Genomic DNA, 17,398 nt, shown 5'->3' on the forward strand with positions numbered 1-17,398 from the left:
AGGGTCAGCTTGCCGCTTACTTTTGACGAAGGCTTCAGACATGCCGTTCGATTGTGGGCTGGCAACGGGCGTGAAGCATGGGATCAGGTTGAGGGCTTGGGCAAACAGCCTGGTCTCGCGCGCGGTGTATGCACTGCCGTTATCAGATAGATGTTCTATTGCATGGGGGGCGCTGGTTGCGCCGAAGCGCTTTTCGACGGCCTCCAACATCATGTCTCGAATGTCGGAACCTGATATCCCGGCATTAGCGACGGCTGCCCATGAGATAATTTCCCGGTCAAACGCATCGATGATGAACGCGAGGCGGACCACCTCGCCATTCCAGCAGGTGAACTCAAGGCCATCCGAGCACCAGCGCAGGTTAGACAGCATCACCATGACCTTGCCGTCGTGGACACGGCCTATTCGCGCCGCCGTGTGTGTCTCAAGGATCATAGCGTGATTGGCCATAATGCGATGAACTCGCTTGCGATTGACGACGGGCAGATCGGCGGCTCGCCGCTGCCTGTTGAGAAGGGCAGCGATCCGCCGATAGCCATAGGTCGGCCGAGCATCCACGAGTTTACGAATGGCGGGCAGCAGCTTGTCATCGTCCGCTTTGAGGTATGATCCACGCGGCTTGCACTTGCCTTTAAGGCGCTCCGCCAGATTGGACCGCGATACGCCAAGGACGTCAGCCACGGTCTTCATCGGGAACCGTCCTTCGGCAACAAGATCGGCCGCGATATCGGTTTTTTTGAGTGGGCTTTGGAAAGAGCTTCGCGGAGAATCTCGTTCTCCAACGTCTTGCGCCCGAGGATACGCTCAAGCTCGCGCACTCGATCTTCCAGCTTCTTCACCTCGGAATTGCCGATCACTGGCTCGTCAGAATCCACGGCCACCGCACCTCCCTCGCTCAGGAGCCTGCGCCAGCGATACAGAAGATTTGGCGCAACTCCATGCCGCCGCGCCGCGGAGGAAACGGTTTCCCCGGCGGCATAGCTTTCCTCGATGATCTGCAGTTTGCGTTCCGTTGTCCAGCGTCGCCGCCGGACGTCACCGATCATCAGATCAACCTGTCGAAACTCGTTAGACATAAGCCTGATGGAGTGGACGCCTCCTTCGCCACCTTGTGGCAGTATCGAGGATGTCCAGCACCAGGAGGTTGACCCAATGACCCAGATCGTTCTCATCGGCTTGGATGTCGCCAAGCATGTTTTCCAACTGCATGCCGTAGCTGCAGACGGACATGTCGTTTTCCGCCGACAGGTCCGGCGAGCTCAACTCATCACGCTGCTGATGTCACTTCCCCACTGCCGGGTAGCGATGGAGGCTTGCGGCACCGCGCATTATTGGGGGCGGCAGCTGCAAGAGCTGGGGCATGAAGTGCTTCTGATACCTCCGGATTACGTCAAGCCGTTTGTGAAGAGGCAGAAGAACGATGCTGCTGACGCCGAGGCCATCGCGGAGGCGGCGCAGCGGCCGGACATGCGCTTCGTTCATGTGAAGAGTGAGGCATCGCAGGCCGCGAGTATTGTCTTTCGCGCACGAGATCTGGTGGTACGCCAGAAGACCCAGCTTCTGAATGCGATACGAAGCCATTTGGCGGAATTTGGTTACATCTTCTCTCAGGGTGCCGCCGCTTCTGCAAAGATGCAGGAGGTCATCGAGAGTGATGATAATCTGCCGCCCGCAGCTCAAGGCATCCTGCGTTCACTATGGCAGCATCTCTCATCGTGTGAAGCTCAGCTAACAGAGTTCGACAGGGAAATCCAAAAGCGGGCGCGTGACGACCTTGATGCGCGTCGATTGACTTCTGTGCCAGGGATCGGACCTGTGACAGCGGCAGCAATCGCGGCCCTGGCTCCCGATCCGGCGACTTTCCGGAAGGGACGTGACTTCGCGGCATGGGTTGGCTTAACCCCGCTCGAGCGATCCACCGGAGGAAAGCAGCGGTTCGGACGAATATCCAAGATGGGCGAACGGACGCTCAGACGTCTGCTGATCATGGGGGCCAGTGCCGTCGTTTCTTGGGTAAGGCGTGGGAAGATCAAGCCAAGCGCTTGGCTTGCCAGCATCCTCCACAGAAAGCCACCGATGCTCGCGATCGTAGCGCTAGCGAACAAGATGGCTCGCGTCGCCTGGGCAATTCTAAAGCACGGAGGGTCTTACATGCAGCCAGCCTGACGAATTCCCGCGCAGCAATGAAGGTCTAAGGATTGCATGGCCGAAGAGTTTGAACGGGGCTCGGAGAACCAGATTGAGGATAAGTGCTGACAGCACGTAAGCCTGAAGTGGATCGAGCTCGCGTAATCCATACTGGCTGGCGGCGGTGCTTCGTCGCAAAAGAAGCCGAACACATGTCCGCACCAAACTTCGACGCCGTCAAACAAAGATTCTTCTTGCGCACCCGGAGGCGTCCACACATATCCTCAAGCCTGTGCTTGAGCCTTCCTGCTTATGCTGAGTGTCCGGTCGAAAGTGGGGGCAGTTCACTGCCTATTCGTTAGTATACGGTGCAGGACTGGCTAAAGAGGCAAACTCGACCCCGGCGACCAATCGCACGAACACGGTTGAACTGCGGGGTGTCCGCCATGGCTTCATAACGACGAACCGAATCCAGCTGCACTACACGGAGATGGGCGAGGGGCCTGCGGTAGTCTTTCTGCATGGCTTTCCCGAGCTTTGGTTTTCGTGGCGCCATCAGATGCCGGCTGTCGCCGCCGCCGGCTTTCGGGCGATCGCACTAGACATGCGCGGCCATGGTCAAACCGATGCGCCGGCAAACGTGGACGACTACACGGTTGCGCACACGGTCGGCGATGTCATCGGCGTGATGGACGCATTGAGTATCGAAAAGGCTGTTGTCGTGGGACATGACGCAGGCACTACTGCTGCATACCATACGGCATTGATGCGGCCGGATCGTATCCGAGGCGTCGTCGGCCTGTCGATGCCCTATGCACCCCGTGGCCTGCGCAGCAACATCGAACTGCTGGCCGAGCGGCTGCCAGCCGGTTTCTACATGAACTATTTCCAAAAGCCTGACGTGGCCGAGAACGATCTCGAGGCAGATGTTGGCAAGAGCCTAACGCGTCTGTTCTTTGCCAATTCCGGTGACTACGTCACCCAAAAGCCGTTGTTGATGATCGTCCCGAAGGACGGCACGTCAACCGATACTCTGCCGACGCCTCCAGGCCCGCTGAGCTTTATGAGCAAGCAGGAACTTCAGACCTACGTCGCCACTTACGACTGGGAATTGACGGCACCGTGGATGGGTATGAAGCTGCCAGTGCCAGCCGCCTACATTGGCGGAACCCGCGACACAGTTGTGAATTTTCCCGGCAACCGCGCTCGCGCCGACGCAATGGCGCGAGACTCTGGCGGGCCGGCCGCGGTCTTCCTCGAGGGGGCGGGGCATTGGATACAGAACGAACGCCCTGCGGAAGTGAACGCCATTATTCTTAAATTTCTGGCCAGTCTGAAGTGAACTACTTATAGAGTTCGCTTATCGTCGGGCTTACAGCGCGCTGGGGCGTCCGGTAGCCCTCGATTGCCGTATGGCATCATGATTGGCTTCAGCCCAGTCCTTCATGAGGTTGACCGGCACGAGCAGCGAACGTCCGAGTGGCGTCAGCTCATATTCAACACGCTGTGGTACGACGGGATAAACCGTGCGTTTGACGAGACCGTCCAACTCCAATCGCCGGACTGTCTGCGACAGCATTCGCTGAGAAATATCCGGAATTCTGTTCCGCAGTTCGGAAAACCGCAATGTTCCCTGCTCGAGATATAAGAGTACGAGCATACTCCATCGATCAGAAACACGGTGCAGCACATCGCGGACCGGGCAATTCTCGAGATTGTTTTCCAATGTTTCCATAGTGATTGACCAACTAGAATTCGTTTAGAGAGAAATTATACTCGCCCTTTTACCGCGAAGGAACTTGAGCGTAGACACTTCGGCTAAAACAGGGAAGTCGGTTCGAAAAAGCCCTTCGCATCCAACTTGTCCTGAGCGCGAATCTTCCACCACTCTTTTATAATGAAGGGAATCGAACGCCATAGTCACCGATTGTGACGGCAACCCAGTCAAGCAATCGACGCCAAGGATTGTTCAAAGGCATCTTGTGCGATCGTTAGTGTCAAGGAGAAGTGCCTATATGCAGCTTGATATGCACCCTCCAAATCTTGCTCAACGATACCATGAACAAGATCGGAGTGTTCCAAACGAGCCCGCTGCAGGTACTGCGGTGGATAGGGTTCGGCGCCAAACCCCATTGTTGCCCGTGCATGAAGTTGGGCAGTGACGGCTGCAAGTTGTTCATTTGCCGCCATGACGGTGATCAACTTATGAAGTTCGACGTCGATCTTGCGCGCCTCCGATGTATCATCGGTAGCGCAAAAATCAGCCAGAATGCATATCAGTTTCTCGGCTTGCCGAGGTGTCCGTCGCTCAGCTGCAGTCCTTGCTTCAAGTCCGGCGATAAGACAGCGAAAGTCCATGAAGGCTTTAAGCCTCGGAACTTCATCTTCTAAGACACGGCGCGTGGTCCCCGGTGCGACCTGGTCGACATTGATGTCGGTAACGAATGTTCCTCCACCGCGACCACGCCGGGAGCTCAGCAGTCCCTTTTCCCGAACGATCTCGATTGCGCCCCGGACAGTAACGCGGCTGACGCCCTGCCGCTCAGCAAGCTCTCGCTCTGATGGAAGCTGCTCGCCCGGCGAATAGGCACCAACTGCGATCGCAGCTATGATGCGGTCGGCAAGTTCTCGGCGCGCAGTCGTTATGGTTACACCACCACCGATCGCGTCCAAAACGGCCAGGATTTCTTCGCTATTTTCCGCGTGACTCATGCAGTAAACCAGCCTTCGCTCGGATATCGTCGCCCGGTTTACCGTCGCGTCGTTGCGACTGCAACCTGATAGGTTCCGGCGGCGTCAAATCTTCGGGACGCCGGTAGTGGAAAAATATGCGCTGCCGGTGATGCACCACTATACCTGCGCCATCGGTACATTCTCGTACCGATGGCAAGAAAGCTTCCGCTGTCTCTTGGAGACTGGTCGCCCGCTCATGTATTAGACCGCTGTCTGTCCCGTCGCTTCGAGACGTCCAGCAAAGCGTAGGACGAGAGCGATGGCCACACCAACCGCCATCCAAATTGATCCGACGATCTGAGCATGCACATCAGCATGCCACAACGCGTACGCGAGGATGACCGTGCCGGCGATCGGCGATATCCAGTGAAGGAAAACTTTAGTGCTGCGATCGATGATACCAAAACGGAAAAGGACGGCGAGGTTCAAGAGGATATAGGCCGTCAGAGCGCCGAACGTTACAAGCGTCGTCAGCAATCCCTGATTTTCCGCACCGAAGATGCCGATGATCAAGGACAATCCGGTGATCAACAGAGTTGCATTCCGTGGAACGTTTTTCAGCTTGCTGACGGATGCGAACAAGCCCGGCAACTGCCGGTCGCGCGCCATGCTGAAAATCAGACGCGAAGAGGTCGCAAGCGAGGCGATGGAGTTGGCGAAGATCGCGATCAGCGCCGATGTCAGCGTAACTACAATACGCAGCCAATCACCACCTGCCTGGCCTGCGATATTGTAGAAGGCGTTGTTGGTGGCATCGCCTTCTGCAAATGTCGTTCCCAGCGGAACGTAGAGCGATGCGAGATAGACCTGGAGAATGAACAGAATGGTCACGGCCACGAGCACGATCATCGTCGCACGCGAAACTGTTTCGCCTCCGCCCTTTGCTTCTTCGTTGAGGGTCGAGATGGCATCGAAGCCGACGAAGCTGAGCGCCGCGATGGGGATAGCCCCGAATACGATGGTCCAGGAGAAGGTGGCGCTATTGAATAACGGCGTAAGGGAAAGCACCACATGCCCGTTGGCCAGATCGATCCCGACAGCAACGACAAAGACAGCGATCACGACCAGTTGGATCGCCAAGAAGATCTTGTTCACCGTCGCTGTGAGCGTGATGCCACCCAGATTGACGGCAGCGGCCAGCAAAACGAATACCGCGACCCAGACCCACATCGGGATGACCGGCCAGAGCCCCGTCATGGCGCTTGCCGCAAAAACGGACAAAAGAGCGGGTAGAAGGAGATAGTCGAGCAGAATGGCCCAGCCCGCCAAGTAACCGAAGTAACCGTTTATCCCGAAACGGACGTAGGAATAGACCGATCCCGCAACTGGGTAACGTTTTGCCATCTCTTTATAGCAGAGCGCGCTGAAAACCATGGCCACCGCTGCAACCAAATAGACCAGCGCGGTCATGCCCAACGAAAAATTGGAAATCAGCCCGAAGACGGCAATAGGCGCCATTGGGACCATATAGATGAGGCCGTAAACCACCACATCTGTCAGTGACATCGTGCGCTGGAGTTCTTGGTGATAGCCTAGCGATTCCAGTGTGTTTGCTGAAGCGACAGGTGTTTGTGCTTGTTGCATTCTCGTAGTTCCCCTGTTTTAATTAATTGTGTTGCGGATCATGCTTGCCTAGAAACTTGCTCACCACGGCAAAATATTCGGCCGGGGTTTCAAGGTGCGGTGTGTGACTGGCACCGCCGAAGACGTGCGTTTCGACGTCTCGCAGAAGGGAGGCAAACGGTTCCCACGCCATCGGAGTGGCTTCGTCGAACTCGCCGGCGAGCACCAGCGACGGCACCGATATATGGTGCAACCGGTCAACGACCGACCAATTCTTCAGGGTTCCAACGGCTGAGAATTCACTCGGGCCAACCATTGTGTGGTAAACCGTGGGATCAGCCGCCAACCGCTCGAAACTGTCCTGTAGGACTTGGGGCATCGGCTGGATACGGCAAAGATGCCGATGATAAAATGTTTCGACCGCGGCCTGATATTCAGCGGAGTCGGTCGTGCCGGCTGCCTCGTGAAAATGGACGAGCGTTTGGATCTCTGCGGGTAAATTGGAGAGAAGGGCAGCCGTTCCCTGTGTCCACAGCGGCATGGACGCCGGAGCGTTCGATAACGTCATGCTCAGGACGCCATCAGGATGGCGCAGAACGTATTCCGGACTGAGCATACCACCCCAGGATTGGCCGAGAATGTGAAATCCCTGCCGGAGATCGAAGTAGTCGACGAGATTTTTGAGTTCCTCCACGAACAGATCAACTGTCCAGAACTCCGCAGGTGCATTCCCGACATGAGTGCTCCGACCACCTCCGATTTGATCGTAATGAATCACCGCACGACCATCCCGACACAGATCGACCATGGGAAGGCAGTAGTCGTGCGAGAGACCAGGTCCCCCATGAAGGATAATAACAGGGGGCAATTCAGGGCGCTCTTGTGTCGCTGTAGTAACACGCGCCCAAGTGAAGTGATTTCCAAAGGGTATGATGTGCTGCTGAATTCTGTGCTGGGTATTATTGACTAGCAAGATTTCCTCCCTCGCCTACGGCCATGTTTCAGCCTTTTTAAAGGTCTTATGACAATACCTTACACCTAAAAGGTTTTATGTGAAGACCTTCTGAACAAAAAATATGGCTAAGGGGAACGTCAAGGATAATATGTAATTTTTACATATACTTGATTGGAACGCACGTATCGAATTCAATTGAAAGACGGCTGCTTTCTGCACATTTTACGCTGAAATCAACCAATGCAGAGACCGCATGCGGTGAGGTGGCCTGCCTTTCAAAACCAAATTTGCATCGAAATTTGACTGCTGCGGCGACTTACATTGTAGCTTCGAATTAGTTGGGCAAAATCTCGATCATTCTGGAATGGAATGATGTCTGGAGGAAACGTGGTTTTTGGACTTCAAGGCGATCAGGTAGCGTGAAGCTGTAGTAAATTTACTTCGGAGGTCCTTATGAGCAGCAACGCGACAACACATGGCCTCTGGGAAAAGACAGCTCCGCCCGCACCAGTCACATCTGAACTGAACGACTTGGTTCAATCGGATGTGGTCATCGTCGGTGGAGGTTTCACGGGACTTTCCACTTCGCTTCACCTTGCGCAGTTAGGAATCTCCGCGGTCGTGCTGGAATCATTCGACCTGGGTTTTGGAGGATCTGGCAGAAACGTCGGCCTGATCAACGGTGGAATGTGGGTTATGCCGGATGACATTCCTAGCGTCCTTGGGCCTGTGTATGGGGAAAGATGTCTCAAGCTTCTGTCTGAGGCACCCTCTCTCGTTCGCAGCATCATCGAAGCCCATGACATTCAGTGCGAGCTGGAAAAAAACGGAACACTGCATCTTGCTGTTGGTCAGGGCGGCGTGCAGGAGATTCAAGAACGGCAAAGACAATGGGTTTCGCGCGGTGCGCCGCTTGGAATTCTCGATGCCGAGGAAACAGCGCGGCGCACTGGCTCAAGTGCATATTCGGGCTCATTGTTTGACCCGCGAGCGGGAACACTTCAGCCACTTGCCTATGTCAGGGGCCTTGCGCAAGCAGCGATGAACGCAGGCGCAAGGATCTTTCACAACAGCCCGGTGATCGAAGCACAGAGACAGGGCGACGGTTGGTTGGTAAAAACCAAAAAAGGATCAGTCGTGGCCAAATGGGTGGTCGTTGCGACAGATGCTTACTCCACAGGTCCGTGGAAAATTGTCCGAGCCGAGCAAGTCCATCTACCCTATTTCAATTTTGCCACTGCCCCGCTTTCGGACAACCTGCGCAAGACGATCCTCCCCAATCGGGAAGGGTGCTGGGATACCAAGGAAATCCTTTCGTCTTTTCGCATGGACCAAAGCGGCCGCCTGATATTTGGAAGTGTTGGCGCGCTTCGAAATACGGGCCACTCTGTTCATGAAGCTTGGGCCAGGCGCTCCTTAAAGAAAGTCTTTCCTCAGTTAGGTGAGGTGGATTTTGAGTCCGCCTGGTTCGGACACATTGGCATGACATCGGATGCCGTCCCTCGGTTCCACAAGTTTGATGAAAACGTGATCGGATTTAGCGGATACAATGGGCGGGGGATCGCACCTGGAACCACTTTTGGCCGCGTGCTTGCGTCTTACATTTCGGGCAAAATGAGCGATGATGAACTGCCTTTGCCAACGACCGAACCAAAAGCGCAGGCATTCCGTGCTCTGAAAGAGGCATATTACGAACTCGGTGCCCAGGTTGCACATTTTACTGATGTTAGACTGTAGGGAGGGCGGTTTGCAGGTACCGCGTCGCTTTCTTCCTTCTTTGTCCCTGCTGTCTGCCTTCGAAGCGGCTGCCCGAACGGGAAGCGTAACCGCGGCCGCTAGAGAGCTCAATCTCACTCAGAGTGCGGTCAGCCGCCAGATACTTGCTCTTGAGGAACAGCTCGGCGTTGATCTTTTCCATCGGGAGAAGCAAACGATCCGACTGACGATTGGCGGAGAGGCTTATGCCCGTGAGATCCGTGACGCACTCCGCAAGATCAGCAACGCATCTCTCAATCTTAGAGCCAACCCCTATGGCGGCACACTGAACCTTGCTATTCTGCCCACATTCGGCACACGTTGGTTGGCTCCGAGGATACCAGATTTTCTGGCAAACAATCCCGGCATTACAGTCAATCTCGTAACCAAAATCAGCACATTCGATTTTAGGCTGGAACCGGCGGATGCAGCCATCCATTTTGGGCGGGCAGAGTGGCCCGGTGGCGAGCTAGTCATGCTTCGCTACGAAATTGTGGTTCCGGCTTGCAGCCCACGGCTCCTCAATCAATACAAGTTCGAAGAACCGTCTGATCTCAAAAACGCTCCCCTTCTGCATCTCGCCAGTCGCCCGGATGCCTGGGAAAGATGGATGGTTCAGAACGGAGTGAAGCCTGACAGCGTTCATGGCATGCTTTTTGATCAATTTGCCACCGCGGCCCAGGCGGCAATCGCCGGCGTTGGCGTTGCCTTGTTGCCGAAATTCCTGATCGAAGAAGAGCTCGCCCAAGGAACGCTCGTACTTGCACTCGATGTGCAAATGAAAAGTACCGAATCTTATTATCTTGTTTGGCCATCCGACCGGGCATCCCATCCACCATTGCTAGCGTTCAAGAAATGGATACTGGCCCAGACAGCGTCTGACCGCTGATCGTTGGTCATTCGACTTTCGAATGAGATCTAAACAATCGCTTGATTGAATTCCAAGCTGCACAGCGCGACTAATCTCCGATGTGATGATCTCGGCGCATAGAAACGATCCAGATCAAGGAGGCCACAATGTCGCATAATTTTGTTCCTGAAGATGAGATTAGATATCGCTTCTCCCATGCGATGTCAGAGATGTATCGAGCCGAGGTGCCGCAATACGGAACACTAATGGAGCTTGTGGAGGAGGTAAATCGCGAGACCCTGATGCAGGAGCCGGCTCTTCTTTCTGCGCTGACGCGCAATGATGAACTGGATCGCCTGAGCGTAGAGCGCCATGGGGCGATCCGTCTGGGGACGCCAAGGGAACTTTTCAATATTCGTCGGGTGTTCGCCGTTATGGGAATGTATCCCGTTGGCTACTACGACTTGTCGGTGGCTGGCATTCCAGTTCATTCGACCGCATTCCGGCCAGTGAACGACGAGTCTCTGCGACGCAACCCCTTCCGTGTCTTTACGTCTCTACTCCGTCTTGAGCTCATCGAGGACGAAGCCTTGCGCGAGCAAGCGGACGTGATCTTGTCGCGCCGAAAGATATTCTCTGATCATGCACTTGCACTGGTTTCCAAAGCCGAGAAAGAGGGTGGGCTTTTTCATAGCGACGCCAATAACTTCGTGGAAGAAGTGTTGGAGACATTTCGTTGGCATGGCGACGCAACGGTGACACGCGACATATACAGCCGGCTGCATGATGCCCACCGACTGGTCGCAGACGTCGTCAGCTTTAAAGGTCCTCACATTAATCACCTGACGCCGCGAACGTTGGACATCGACGCCGTTCAGGCAGGAATGCCCACGCGAGGCATTTCTCCCAAGGCGGTGATAGAGGGACCGCCCAAGAGGAAATGCGCCATCCTGCTGCGCCAGACCAGCTTCAAAGCCCTTGAGGAGACCATAAAATTTGAGGATTTCGCGGCGGATAACGAGCTGGGAACTCACACAGCGCGTTTCGGCGAGATCGAGCAGAGAGGCGTTGCACTGACAGCCAAAGGGCGCAGGCTCTATGACGACTTGCTGGCCTCAGTTCGCAACGACGTACAGGTCGGTTCCAGTGGCGGAAATTCCGGCGATTACGATAGCAAACTCATCGAGACCTTTGGAAAATTCCCAGACGACTGGGATGAACTCAGGAAAGAAAAACTTGCGTTCTTCCGCTATTCCGCAACTGAAAAAGGCCTGTATGCCGCCTCGCGGTTTCAGCTACCGGCGACCGTCGGAGAGTTGGTAGACGCAGGGTACGTGCGTTTCGATCCCATCGTGTACGAAGATTTTCTGCCCGTAAGCGCTGCGGGAATCTTTCAGTCCAATCTCGGGACAGATGCACAGCAGAACTACTCGGAACGCTCCAACCGCTCGGCCTTTGAAAATGCCCTTGGATCGGCAGTTCAGGATGAACTCGACCTCTATGCACATGCCGAGCAGCGTTCTCTCGACCAGACTTTTGAAGCTCTCGGGCATCCCGAGTTGGCTCATCGGTCGGCGTCATAAGGATCACACATATGCGGGAGCGCGAGAGAACCGGTAACAGCATGCCCATCGAACAGCTTCTATCCTCTCTCTCGCGTTCCGAGTTTTCCGGCGATGTGGCAGGCGACGCCGGGTCCCGCACAGTGTTTTCGACCGACAACAGTATCTATCAGGTTCGCCCCGCAGCGGTCATCTTTCCAAAGAATGCACATGACATTTCGACGGTCGTTAAGCAGGCGCATGCCTTGAAGATTACGGTTACCGCCCGTGGCGGTGGAACAGGTACGAACGGACAGTCCCTAAACACGGGCGTACTTATTGATACGTCTCGGCATATGAACCAGATCGAAGAGCTCGATATTTCTGCTGGTTCCGTCACCGTTCAACCCGGTGTCGTGCTCAGCCAGCTGAACCAGTTTCTCGAGCCACACGGCTATTTCTTTCCTCCCACCGTTTCCACCGCCTCGCGAGCCACAATTGGTGGAATGGTTGCGACAGACGCGTCCGGAAAAGGATCCAGAATTTTTGGTAAGACGTCCGACTACATCGAATCCATGCAGGTCGTCCTCTCAGATGGCTCGGTATCGACCATCAAGACGCTTGATTTCGCGGAGGCGACAGAAATTGCCAAGCAGGAAAATCTGATTGGGCATGCATATTGCGAAGTGCTGCGCGTCGTTGCGCAGAATGCCGCTGAAATCGATAAGACATTTCCTCAAATGAACCGCGGCCTCACCGGCTACAACCTGAAGAATATTGTAGGTGCGGACAACAGGATTCGTTTGTCGTACCTGCTGGCAGGGTCAGAGGGCACGCTCGCGATTACCACGTCGATCACGCTCAAGATCCTTAAGCGCCCAGCTTTGCGCGCGCTGGTTCCGATCCGATATGAACATTTCCAGACCGCTCTTGAAGATGTGCAACATCTTCTTAAAGCCAATCCGTCCGCCGTGGAGATTATCGACGACAAAGTTCTCTCTCTTGCTCAACAAGATCCGGTGTGGAATTCAATCGAGAGTGTTTTGGGAAAAGGCTCTTCGGTAAAAGTTGGGGGCCTGAATTTCGTTGAGTTCCTTGCCGATGACGAGATGCAGCTGTCTGCGCAATTGGATCGGCTCGTCGATCTGCTCAACGGTGGGCAGAACGAATTCATCGACTGGACGATCGTCACTGACCCTCATCTTATATCGGAGCTATGGTCCCTTCGGGAAAAGTCGGTAGGCTTGCTGGGCCGCCTTTCGCCGACCAAACAGGGAACGGCGTTCGTAGAAGACGCAGCAGTACCTCCGGAAAGGCTGCCAGGCTTTGTCAGAGAGTTCCGCGAAATCCTTGATGCTCATGGGGTGACGTACGGTATGTATGGCCATGCCGATGTGGGCTGCCTGCATGTTCGCCCCGCGCTGAACATGCGGGATAAGGGTGATGCCGCTCTGATCCGCCCGATAAGCGATGAAGTCGCGAAACTTGCAAAAAAATATGGCGGATTGCTCTGGGGCGAACACGGACGCGGTTTTCGGGGTGAGTATTCCCCGTTCTTCTTTGGTCCAGTCCTTTATCGCGAGCTTTGCAAAATCAAGGGTGCATTCGATCCCCTGAACCTGTTCAATCCCGGCAAGCTTGCGCTCCGGATGGAGAGACAATCGACAAGATCGACAACGTGCCACTACGTGGCCAAATCGACCGATCGATTGCTAGCGATCTCGCAAAAACCTATGACCGCGCGGTTGCCTGCAACGGCAATGGAGCCTGCTTCAACTGGGACAAGGCCGATCCGATGTGTCCTTCCTATAAGGTGACACGTGATCGCAGTCAGTCGCCGAAGGGCAGGGCGGCTTTGCTTCGAGAATGGGCTCGCCTGGAATCGATTAAACGGCACGGCGAATCCAATACCGATCTACCAGCGATTGAACAGGCGCTGCATGCCAGCTTTTCGACGTGCCTTTCATGCAAGGCCTGTTCGAGCCAGTGTCCGATCAAGGTCGATATACCCGCGATGAAGTCGACATTCCTTCATCGCTACTATGCGGATCGAAGACGTCCGCTTCGCCACATCATCGTTGCACACAGCGAAAGCGCGTTTCAAATTGCCAGGCGGCTACCATTCGTGGCCAATGCCGCACAGTCAATATTTTCAAGTATCGGCGCGGATAGGCTAATCGGTCTTATCGATCTGCCACGAATTCGTCCTGCCAGTCACTCGAAACCACTAGGCCCGCGAGACCTCACGCGCCTAACCGCCTTGTCTGCCGACGACAAAGCCCGAACGGTTATCCTATTGGAGGACACATTCACGAGCACCTTCGATGGGAAGGTCGTGGACGCAACCGTGGACCTGCTTGGTCAACTAGGATATACGGTCTGGCGCGCAGCTCCAAAGTCGAACGGAAAAGCCGCGCATGTTCTTGGCAAGCTCGACGTCTTTGAAAAGATTGCCCGTGCTGCGGTTGCACACCAGAGCCAATTGATCAAGACGGGCGTTCCGGTTGTCGGCATCGAGCCTGTCACGACCCTGATGCAGGATCACGAATACAAGGCATTCCGTCCAGACGTCGCTCTGGATCGATCCGTACTGTCGATCGAGGAATTTCTTCATCAGGAAATCCGGTCAGGGGCGATTGCCCCTAAGGTGATCGATGGTCCGAATTCGCGCTACGCGCTTTTTCTTCACTGCATGGAAAAGACTTCCAAGCCTGCCACCTCCAGCCTTTGGACCAGTGTGCTCAAAACGTTTGGCATGACGGCCCAAACCATTGCGACCGGGTGCTGCGGCATGGCCGGAATGTTCGGGCATGAGATCGAGCATGCGGGGATGTCTGACGAATTGTTCCAAATGAGTTGGGCACGCAAACTGGGCGACGGTAGCGGAGATATCCCGTTGATGACCGGTTTCTCATGCCGCTGCCAGACCGAGCGTATCACGAAAACAAAGCCCCAGCACCCGGTTCAGGCTCTGCTGCGCGTATTGAAAGATATGCCTGACCAGCGGTGCATCATCGCGTGCAATATGAACAACAACTTAGTCGCAATCTGAAAAGAACGGAAGGAACGCATATGTCCACGGGTCTCGACCATCAGCCAAGAGTCGGTTCGATTTTATCTCTGAAAACGGAAACCGAGCAACTTCTTACGGAGCTTGGGGTTGCGCCAGATGCTTACGCAGCCGGTGAAATTCGCACTCGTTCGCCTATTACGGGCGAGACGCTTGGCAACGTCAGGAAGATTACGGTCGCGGACGCATCCAACCGGGTGAACAGGGCACATGAAGCCTTTCTCGCGTGGAGAAACGTCCCTGCGCCAAGACGAGGCGAACTGATCCGTCTACTCGGCGACGAGCTACGAGCAAACAAAAGCGCTCTCGGCCGCCTGGTTTCGATAGAGGTCGGCAAGATCACCTCAGAAGGTCTGGGCGAGGTCCAGGAGATGATCGATATCTGCGATTTCGCAGTCGGTCTTTCCCGTCAATTGTATGGCCTGACTATTGCGACCGAAAGAGCCGAGCATCGTATGATGGAGACGTGGCATCCGCTTGGCGTTATCGGCATCATCAGCGCCTTCAACTTTCCAGTCGCGGTATGGGCATGGAATGCGGCTCTCGCTATCGTCTGCGGGAACAGCGTCGTTTGGAAACCGTCGGAAAAAACGATGTTAACCGCGTTGGCAACCGAGGCGATCTTCAATCGTGCGTTGGAACGCTTCAACGTGGGAGGCAGCGAGGCACCGGAAGGCTTGTCGCAAATTCTTTTCGGCAACCGGGAAGTCGGCGAAATTCTCGTCACCGACCACAAGGTGCCGCTCGTCTCAGCCACGGGATCTACGGCAATGGGACGCACGGTCGGTCCCAAGCTTGCTCAACGCTTCGCCCGCGCCATCCTCGAACTGGGTGGCAACAATGCTGCCATCGTTACACCCACGGCCGATCTTGATCTGACATTGCGCGGCGTTGCATTTGCAGCGATGGGAACTGCGGGACAGCGTTGCACAAGTCTTCGACGTCTGTTTGTGCACGAGGACGTGTACGATAGCCTAGTTGAACGTCTCAAGAAGGCTTTCACGTCCGTCCCGGTTGGCAATCCATTGGACGGCAATCTCGTCGGCCCGCTAATCGACAAGGGGGCGTTCGACGCAATGCAATCGGCCCTCAATGCAGCGAAGTCCGCTGGAGGAGCCGTAACAGGTGGCGAACGGCAAGATGTCGGCAATGCCGACGCATACTATGTTCAACCAGCTTTGGTCGAGATGCCACAGCAGGAAGGACCTGTTGAGGACGAAACCTTCGCCCCAATTCTATACGTCATGAAGTATTACGATTTCAATGAAGTCCTTGCATTGCACAATGCCGTACCCCAGGGCCTCTCGTCATCGATCTTCACAAACGACGTCCGTGAGGCGGAACTGTTCATTTCGGCGAGGGGTTCCGATTGCGGAATTGCCAATGTCAACATTGGTCCGTCGGGAGCGGAAATCGGTGGTGCGTTCGGTGGAGAGAAAGAGACCGGCGGCGGTCGCGAATCCGGATCGGACTCCTGGAAGGCCTATATGCGCCGAGCCACCAACACGATCAATTACGGTCGCACCTTGCCACTTGCGCAGGGTGTAAAGTTCGACGTCGAGTGAGAGGCGGCAATGGATAACGCAGCCATTATTCCCGTACCGAGGCCGGCAGAACGATTGGCACAAATCGGTGTTTCGGAAATCCTGAAAATCACCGGACTTGCAAATGAGCTAAAACGCCAAGGACGCGATGTCATTATTCTTGGTGCAGGCGAGCCCGATTTCGATACCCCTGACAACATCAAGGAGGCGGCGATCCGGGCGATTGCCGCCGGCCAAACCAAATATACCGCTCTCGATGGCACGGCAGAGCTCAAGGCGGCTATCCGCCACAAGTTTAGCAAAGAAAATGCTTTGGAATTCGACCAGAGTGAAATCACCGTTTCGGCCGGCGCCAAACAGGTCATCTACAACGCAATGATGGCGACTTTGAACCCTGGAGATGAAGTCGTTATCCCTACACCATTTTGGGTGAGCTACGCCGACATCGTGCTGATTGCCGGCGGCAGGCCGGTGCTGGTCCCCTGCAGCGAAAAAAATGGTTTTCGTTTGTCTGCCGAGGATTTGGAAGCCGCGATCACACCCAAAACGCGTTGGCTTATGTTAAATTCACCTTCCAATCCCTCTGGGGCGGCTTATTCGGAAAGCCAATATCGCCCGATTCTTGACGTGCTTCTTGGCCATCCCCAGGTCTGGCTGATGGTCGACGATATGTACGAGCATATTGTTTATGACGACTTCAACTTCGTCACGCCGGTCGCTATCGAACCACGGCTTCGGGACCGAACTTTGACCATCAATGGCGTGTCCAAAGCCTATGCGATGACCGGATGGCGAATTGGCTACGCTGGCGGTCCGGCAGAACTAATTAAATCGATGGCAGTTGTCCAAAGCCAGTCAACGTCTTGCCCGTCATCAGTCAGCCAAGCCGCTGCTGTGGAGGCATTGACTGGCCCGCAGGAAATTCTGACCGAGAGAAAACGATCTTTCCAGCAACGGCGGGATTTCGTCGTCAACGCATTGAACGAAATCCAAGGCATAACCTGCCGCGTTCCGGAGGGGGCGTTCTACACCTTCTCCAGCGTTGCAGGCCTTATTGGAAGACGAGCGCCTGATGGACAAATCATTGCGAGCGACAGTGATTTCGCAAATTATCTCCTAAGGAATGTTGGAGTTGCAGTCGTTCCCGGAACGGCGTTCGGCCTAGCGCCGTATTTTCGGATTTCCTACGCAACGTCGCTTGCAGAGCTTCAGGACGCGTGCAGACGCATCGCAAACGCAACCGCGCAACTTTCGTAATTC

At 55.1% G+C, this 17,398-nt stretch carries 13 protein-coding genes and 1 pseudogene; 9 read left to right on the forward strand and 5 right to left on the reverse strand.

Annotated elements, in window-relative coordinates; genetic code table 11:
• Positions 1–9: 9 nt before the first annotated feature.
• Positions 10–1,076, reverse strand: a pseudogene (locus tag BSK43_RS00960) (IS3 family transposase); the annotation flags it as partial.
• Positions 1,077–1,152: 76 nt separating this feature from the next.
• On the opposite strand from BSK43_RS00960, the gene BSK43_RS00965 reads away from it, so the two are divergent.
• Together BSK43_RS00965 and BSK43_RS00970 are read left to right on the forward strand one after the other, a co-directional pair.
• Positions 1,153–2,166: an IS110 family transposase gene (locus BSK43_RS00965; protein ID WP_077472584.1), complete on the forward strand. Its 1,014-nt coding sequence runs from the start codon at positions 1,153–1,155 to the stop codon at positions 2,164–2,166.
• A 451-nt stretch (positions 2,167–2,617) separates the two neighbouring features.
• Positions 2,618–3,469: an alpha/beta hydrolase gene (locus tag BSK43_RS00970; protein WP_077472583.1), complete on the forward strand. Its 852-nt coding sequence runs from the start codon at positions 2,618–2,620 to the stop codon at positions 3,467–3,469.
• Positions 3,470–3,499: 30 nt separating this feature from the next.
• Here the strand turns inward: BSK43_RS00970 and BSK43_RS00975 are convergent, their stop codons facing one another.
• From BSK43_RS00975 to BSK43_RS00990, 4 genes are all read right to left on the reverse strand, one after another.
• On the reverse strand, positions 3,500–3,862 hold the full coding sequence (locus BSK43_RS00975) for a helix-turn-helix domain-containing protein (RefSeq protein WP_077472582.1): 363 nt from the start codon (positions 3,860–3,862) through the stop codon (positions 3,500–3,502).
• Positions 3,863–4,071: 209 nt separating this feature from the next.
• The gene (locus tag BSK43_RS00980; RefSeq protein ID WP_068396763.1) at positions 4,072–4,839 is read right to left on the reverse strand and encodes a GntR family transcriptional regulator; all 768 of its coding nucleotides are present in this window, start codon (positions 4,837–4,839) and stop codon (positions 4,072–4,074) included.
• A gap of 222 nt (positions 4,840–5,061) precedes the next feature.
• Positions 5,062–6,444, reverse strand: a complete 1,383-nt coding sequence (locus BSK43_RS00985; protein ID WP_068396766.1) for an APC family permease — start codon at positions 6,442–6,444, stop codon at positions 5,062–5,064.
• Between the two features lie 22 nt (positions 6,445–6,466).
• Positions 6,467–7,396: a proline iminopeptidase-family hydrolase gene (locus BSK43_RS00990; RefSeq protein WP_198929091.1), complete on the reverse strand. Its 930-nt coding sequence runs from the start codon at positions 7,394–7,396 to the stop codon at positions 6,467–6,469.
• 435 nt (positions 7,397–7,831) lie between these two features.
• On the opposite strand from BSK43_RS00990, the gene BSK43_RS00995 reads away from it, so the two are divergent.
• The 7 genes from BSK43_RS00995 (at position 7,832) to BSK43_RS01025 (ending at position 17,395) form a co-directional block, all read left to right on the forward strand.
• Entirely contained in the window at positions 7,832–9,115 is a 1,284-nt protein-coding gene (locus BSK43_RS00995) for an FAD-binding oxidoreductase (protein WP_077472581.1), read from the forward strand.
• A 10-nt stretch (positions 9,116–9,125) separates the two neighbouring features.
• Complete coding sequence (locus tag BSK43_RS01000; protein WP_198929092.1) at positions 9,126–10,022, forward strand: LysR family transcriptional regulator; 897 nt, start codon at positions 9,126–9,128, stop codon at positions 10,020–10,022.
• Between the two features lie 128 nt (positions 10,023–10,150).
• Positions 10,151–11,566 (forward strand): VOC family protein, encoded by a 1,416-nt coding sequence (locus BSK43_RS01005; protein ID WP_068396774.1) that lies wholly within the window; start codon positions 10,151–10,153, stop codon positions 11,564–11,566.
• An 11-nt stretch (positions 11,567–11,577) separates the two neighbouring features.
• On the forward strand, positions 11,578–13,341 hold the full coding sequence (locus tag BSK43_RS01010) for an FAD-binding oxidoreductase (RefSeq protein WP_136686637.1): 1,764 nt from the start codon (positions 11,578–11,580) through the stop codon (positions 13,339–13,341).
• A gap of 197 nt (positions 13,342–13,538) precedes the next feature.
• Positions 13,539–14,576, forward strand: coding sequence for a (Fe-S)-binding protein (locus BSK43_RS01015; RefSeq protein ID WP_169055350.1), 1,038 nt, complete (start codon positions 13,539–13,541; stop codon positions 14,574–14,576).
• A gap of 20 nt (positions 14,577–14,596) precedes the next feature.
• Entirely contained in the window at positions 14,597–16,159 is a 1,563-nt protein-coding gene (locus BSK43_RS01020; RefSeq protein WP_068396780.1) for an aldehyde dehydrogenase family protein, read from the forward strand.
• 9 nt (positions 16,160–16,168) lie between these two features.
• Positions 16,169–17,395, forward strand: coding sequence for a pyridoxal phosphate-dependent aminotransferase (locus BSK43_RS01025; RefSeq protein WP_068396783.1), 1,227 nt, complete (start codon positions 16,169–16,171; stop codon positions 17,393–17,395).
• Positions 17,396–17,398: the final 3 nt, after the last annotated feature.

It is taken from the genome of Rhizobium sp. P44RR-XXIV, from assembly GCF_001999485.2.
In the GTDB taxonomy this organism is placed as follows: domain Bacteria; phylum Pseudomonadota; class Alphaproteobacteria; order Rhizobiales; family Rhizobiaceae; genus Rhizobium.

Bases quoted from the DNA above. Each gene is read 5' to 3' on its own strand.
- BSK43_RS00965 (WP_077472584.1), top strand. From the start codon at position 1,153: ATGACCCAGATCGTTCTCATCGGCTTGGATGTCGCCAAGCATGTTTTC.
- BSK43_RS00970 (WP_077472583.1), top strand. From the start codon at position 2,618: ATGGGCGAGGGGCCTGCGGTAGTCTTTCTGCATGGCTTTCCCGAGCTT.
- BSK43_RS00975 (WP_077472582.1), bottom strand. From the start codon at position 3,862: ATGGAAACATTGGAAAACAATCTCGAGAATTGCCCGGTCCGCGATGTG.
- BSK43_RS00980 (WP_068396763.1), bottom strand. From the start codon at position 4,839: ATGAGTCACGCGGAAAATAGCGAAGAAATCCTGGCCGTTTTGGACGCG.
- BSK43_RS00985 (WP_068396766.1), bottom strand. From the start codon at position 6,444: ATGCAACAAGCACAAACACCTGTCGCTTCAGCAAACACACTGGAATCG.
- BSK43_RS00995 (WP_077472581.1), top strand. From the start codon at position 7,832: ATGAGCAGCAACGCGACAACACATGGCCTCTGGGAAAAGACAGCTCCG.
- BSK43_RS01005 (WP_068396774.1), top strand. From the start codon at position 10,151: ATGTCGCATAATTTTGTTCCTGAAGATGAGATTAGATATCGCTTCTCC.
- BSK43_RS01010 (WP_136686637.1), top strand. From the start codon at position 11,578: ATGCGGGAGCGCGAGAGAACCGGTAACAGCATGCCCATCGAACAGCTT.
- BSK43_RS01015 (WP_169055350.1), top strand. From the start codon at position 13,539: ATGAAGTCGACATTCCTTCATCGCTACTATGCGGATCGAAGACGTCCG.
- BSK43_RS01020 (WP_068396780.1), top strand. From the start codon at position 14,597: ATGTCCACGGGTCTCGACCATCAGCCAAGAGTCGGTTCGATTTTATCT.
- BSK43_RS01025 (WP_068396783.1), top strand. From the start codon at position 16,169: ATGGATAACGCAGCCATTATTCCCGTACCGAGGCCGGCAGAACGATTG.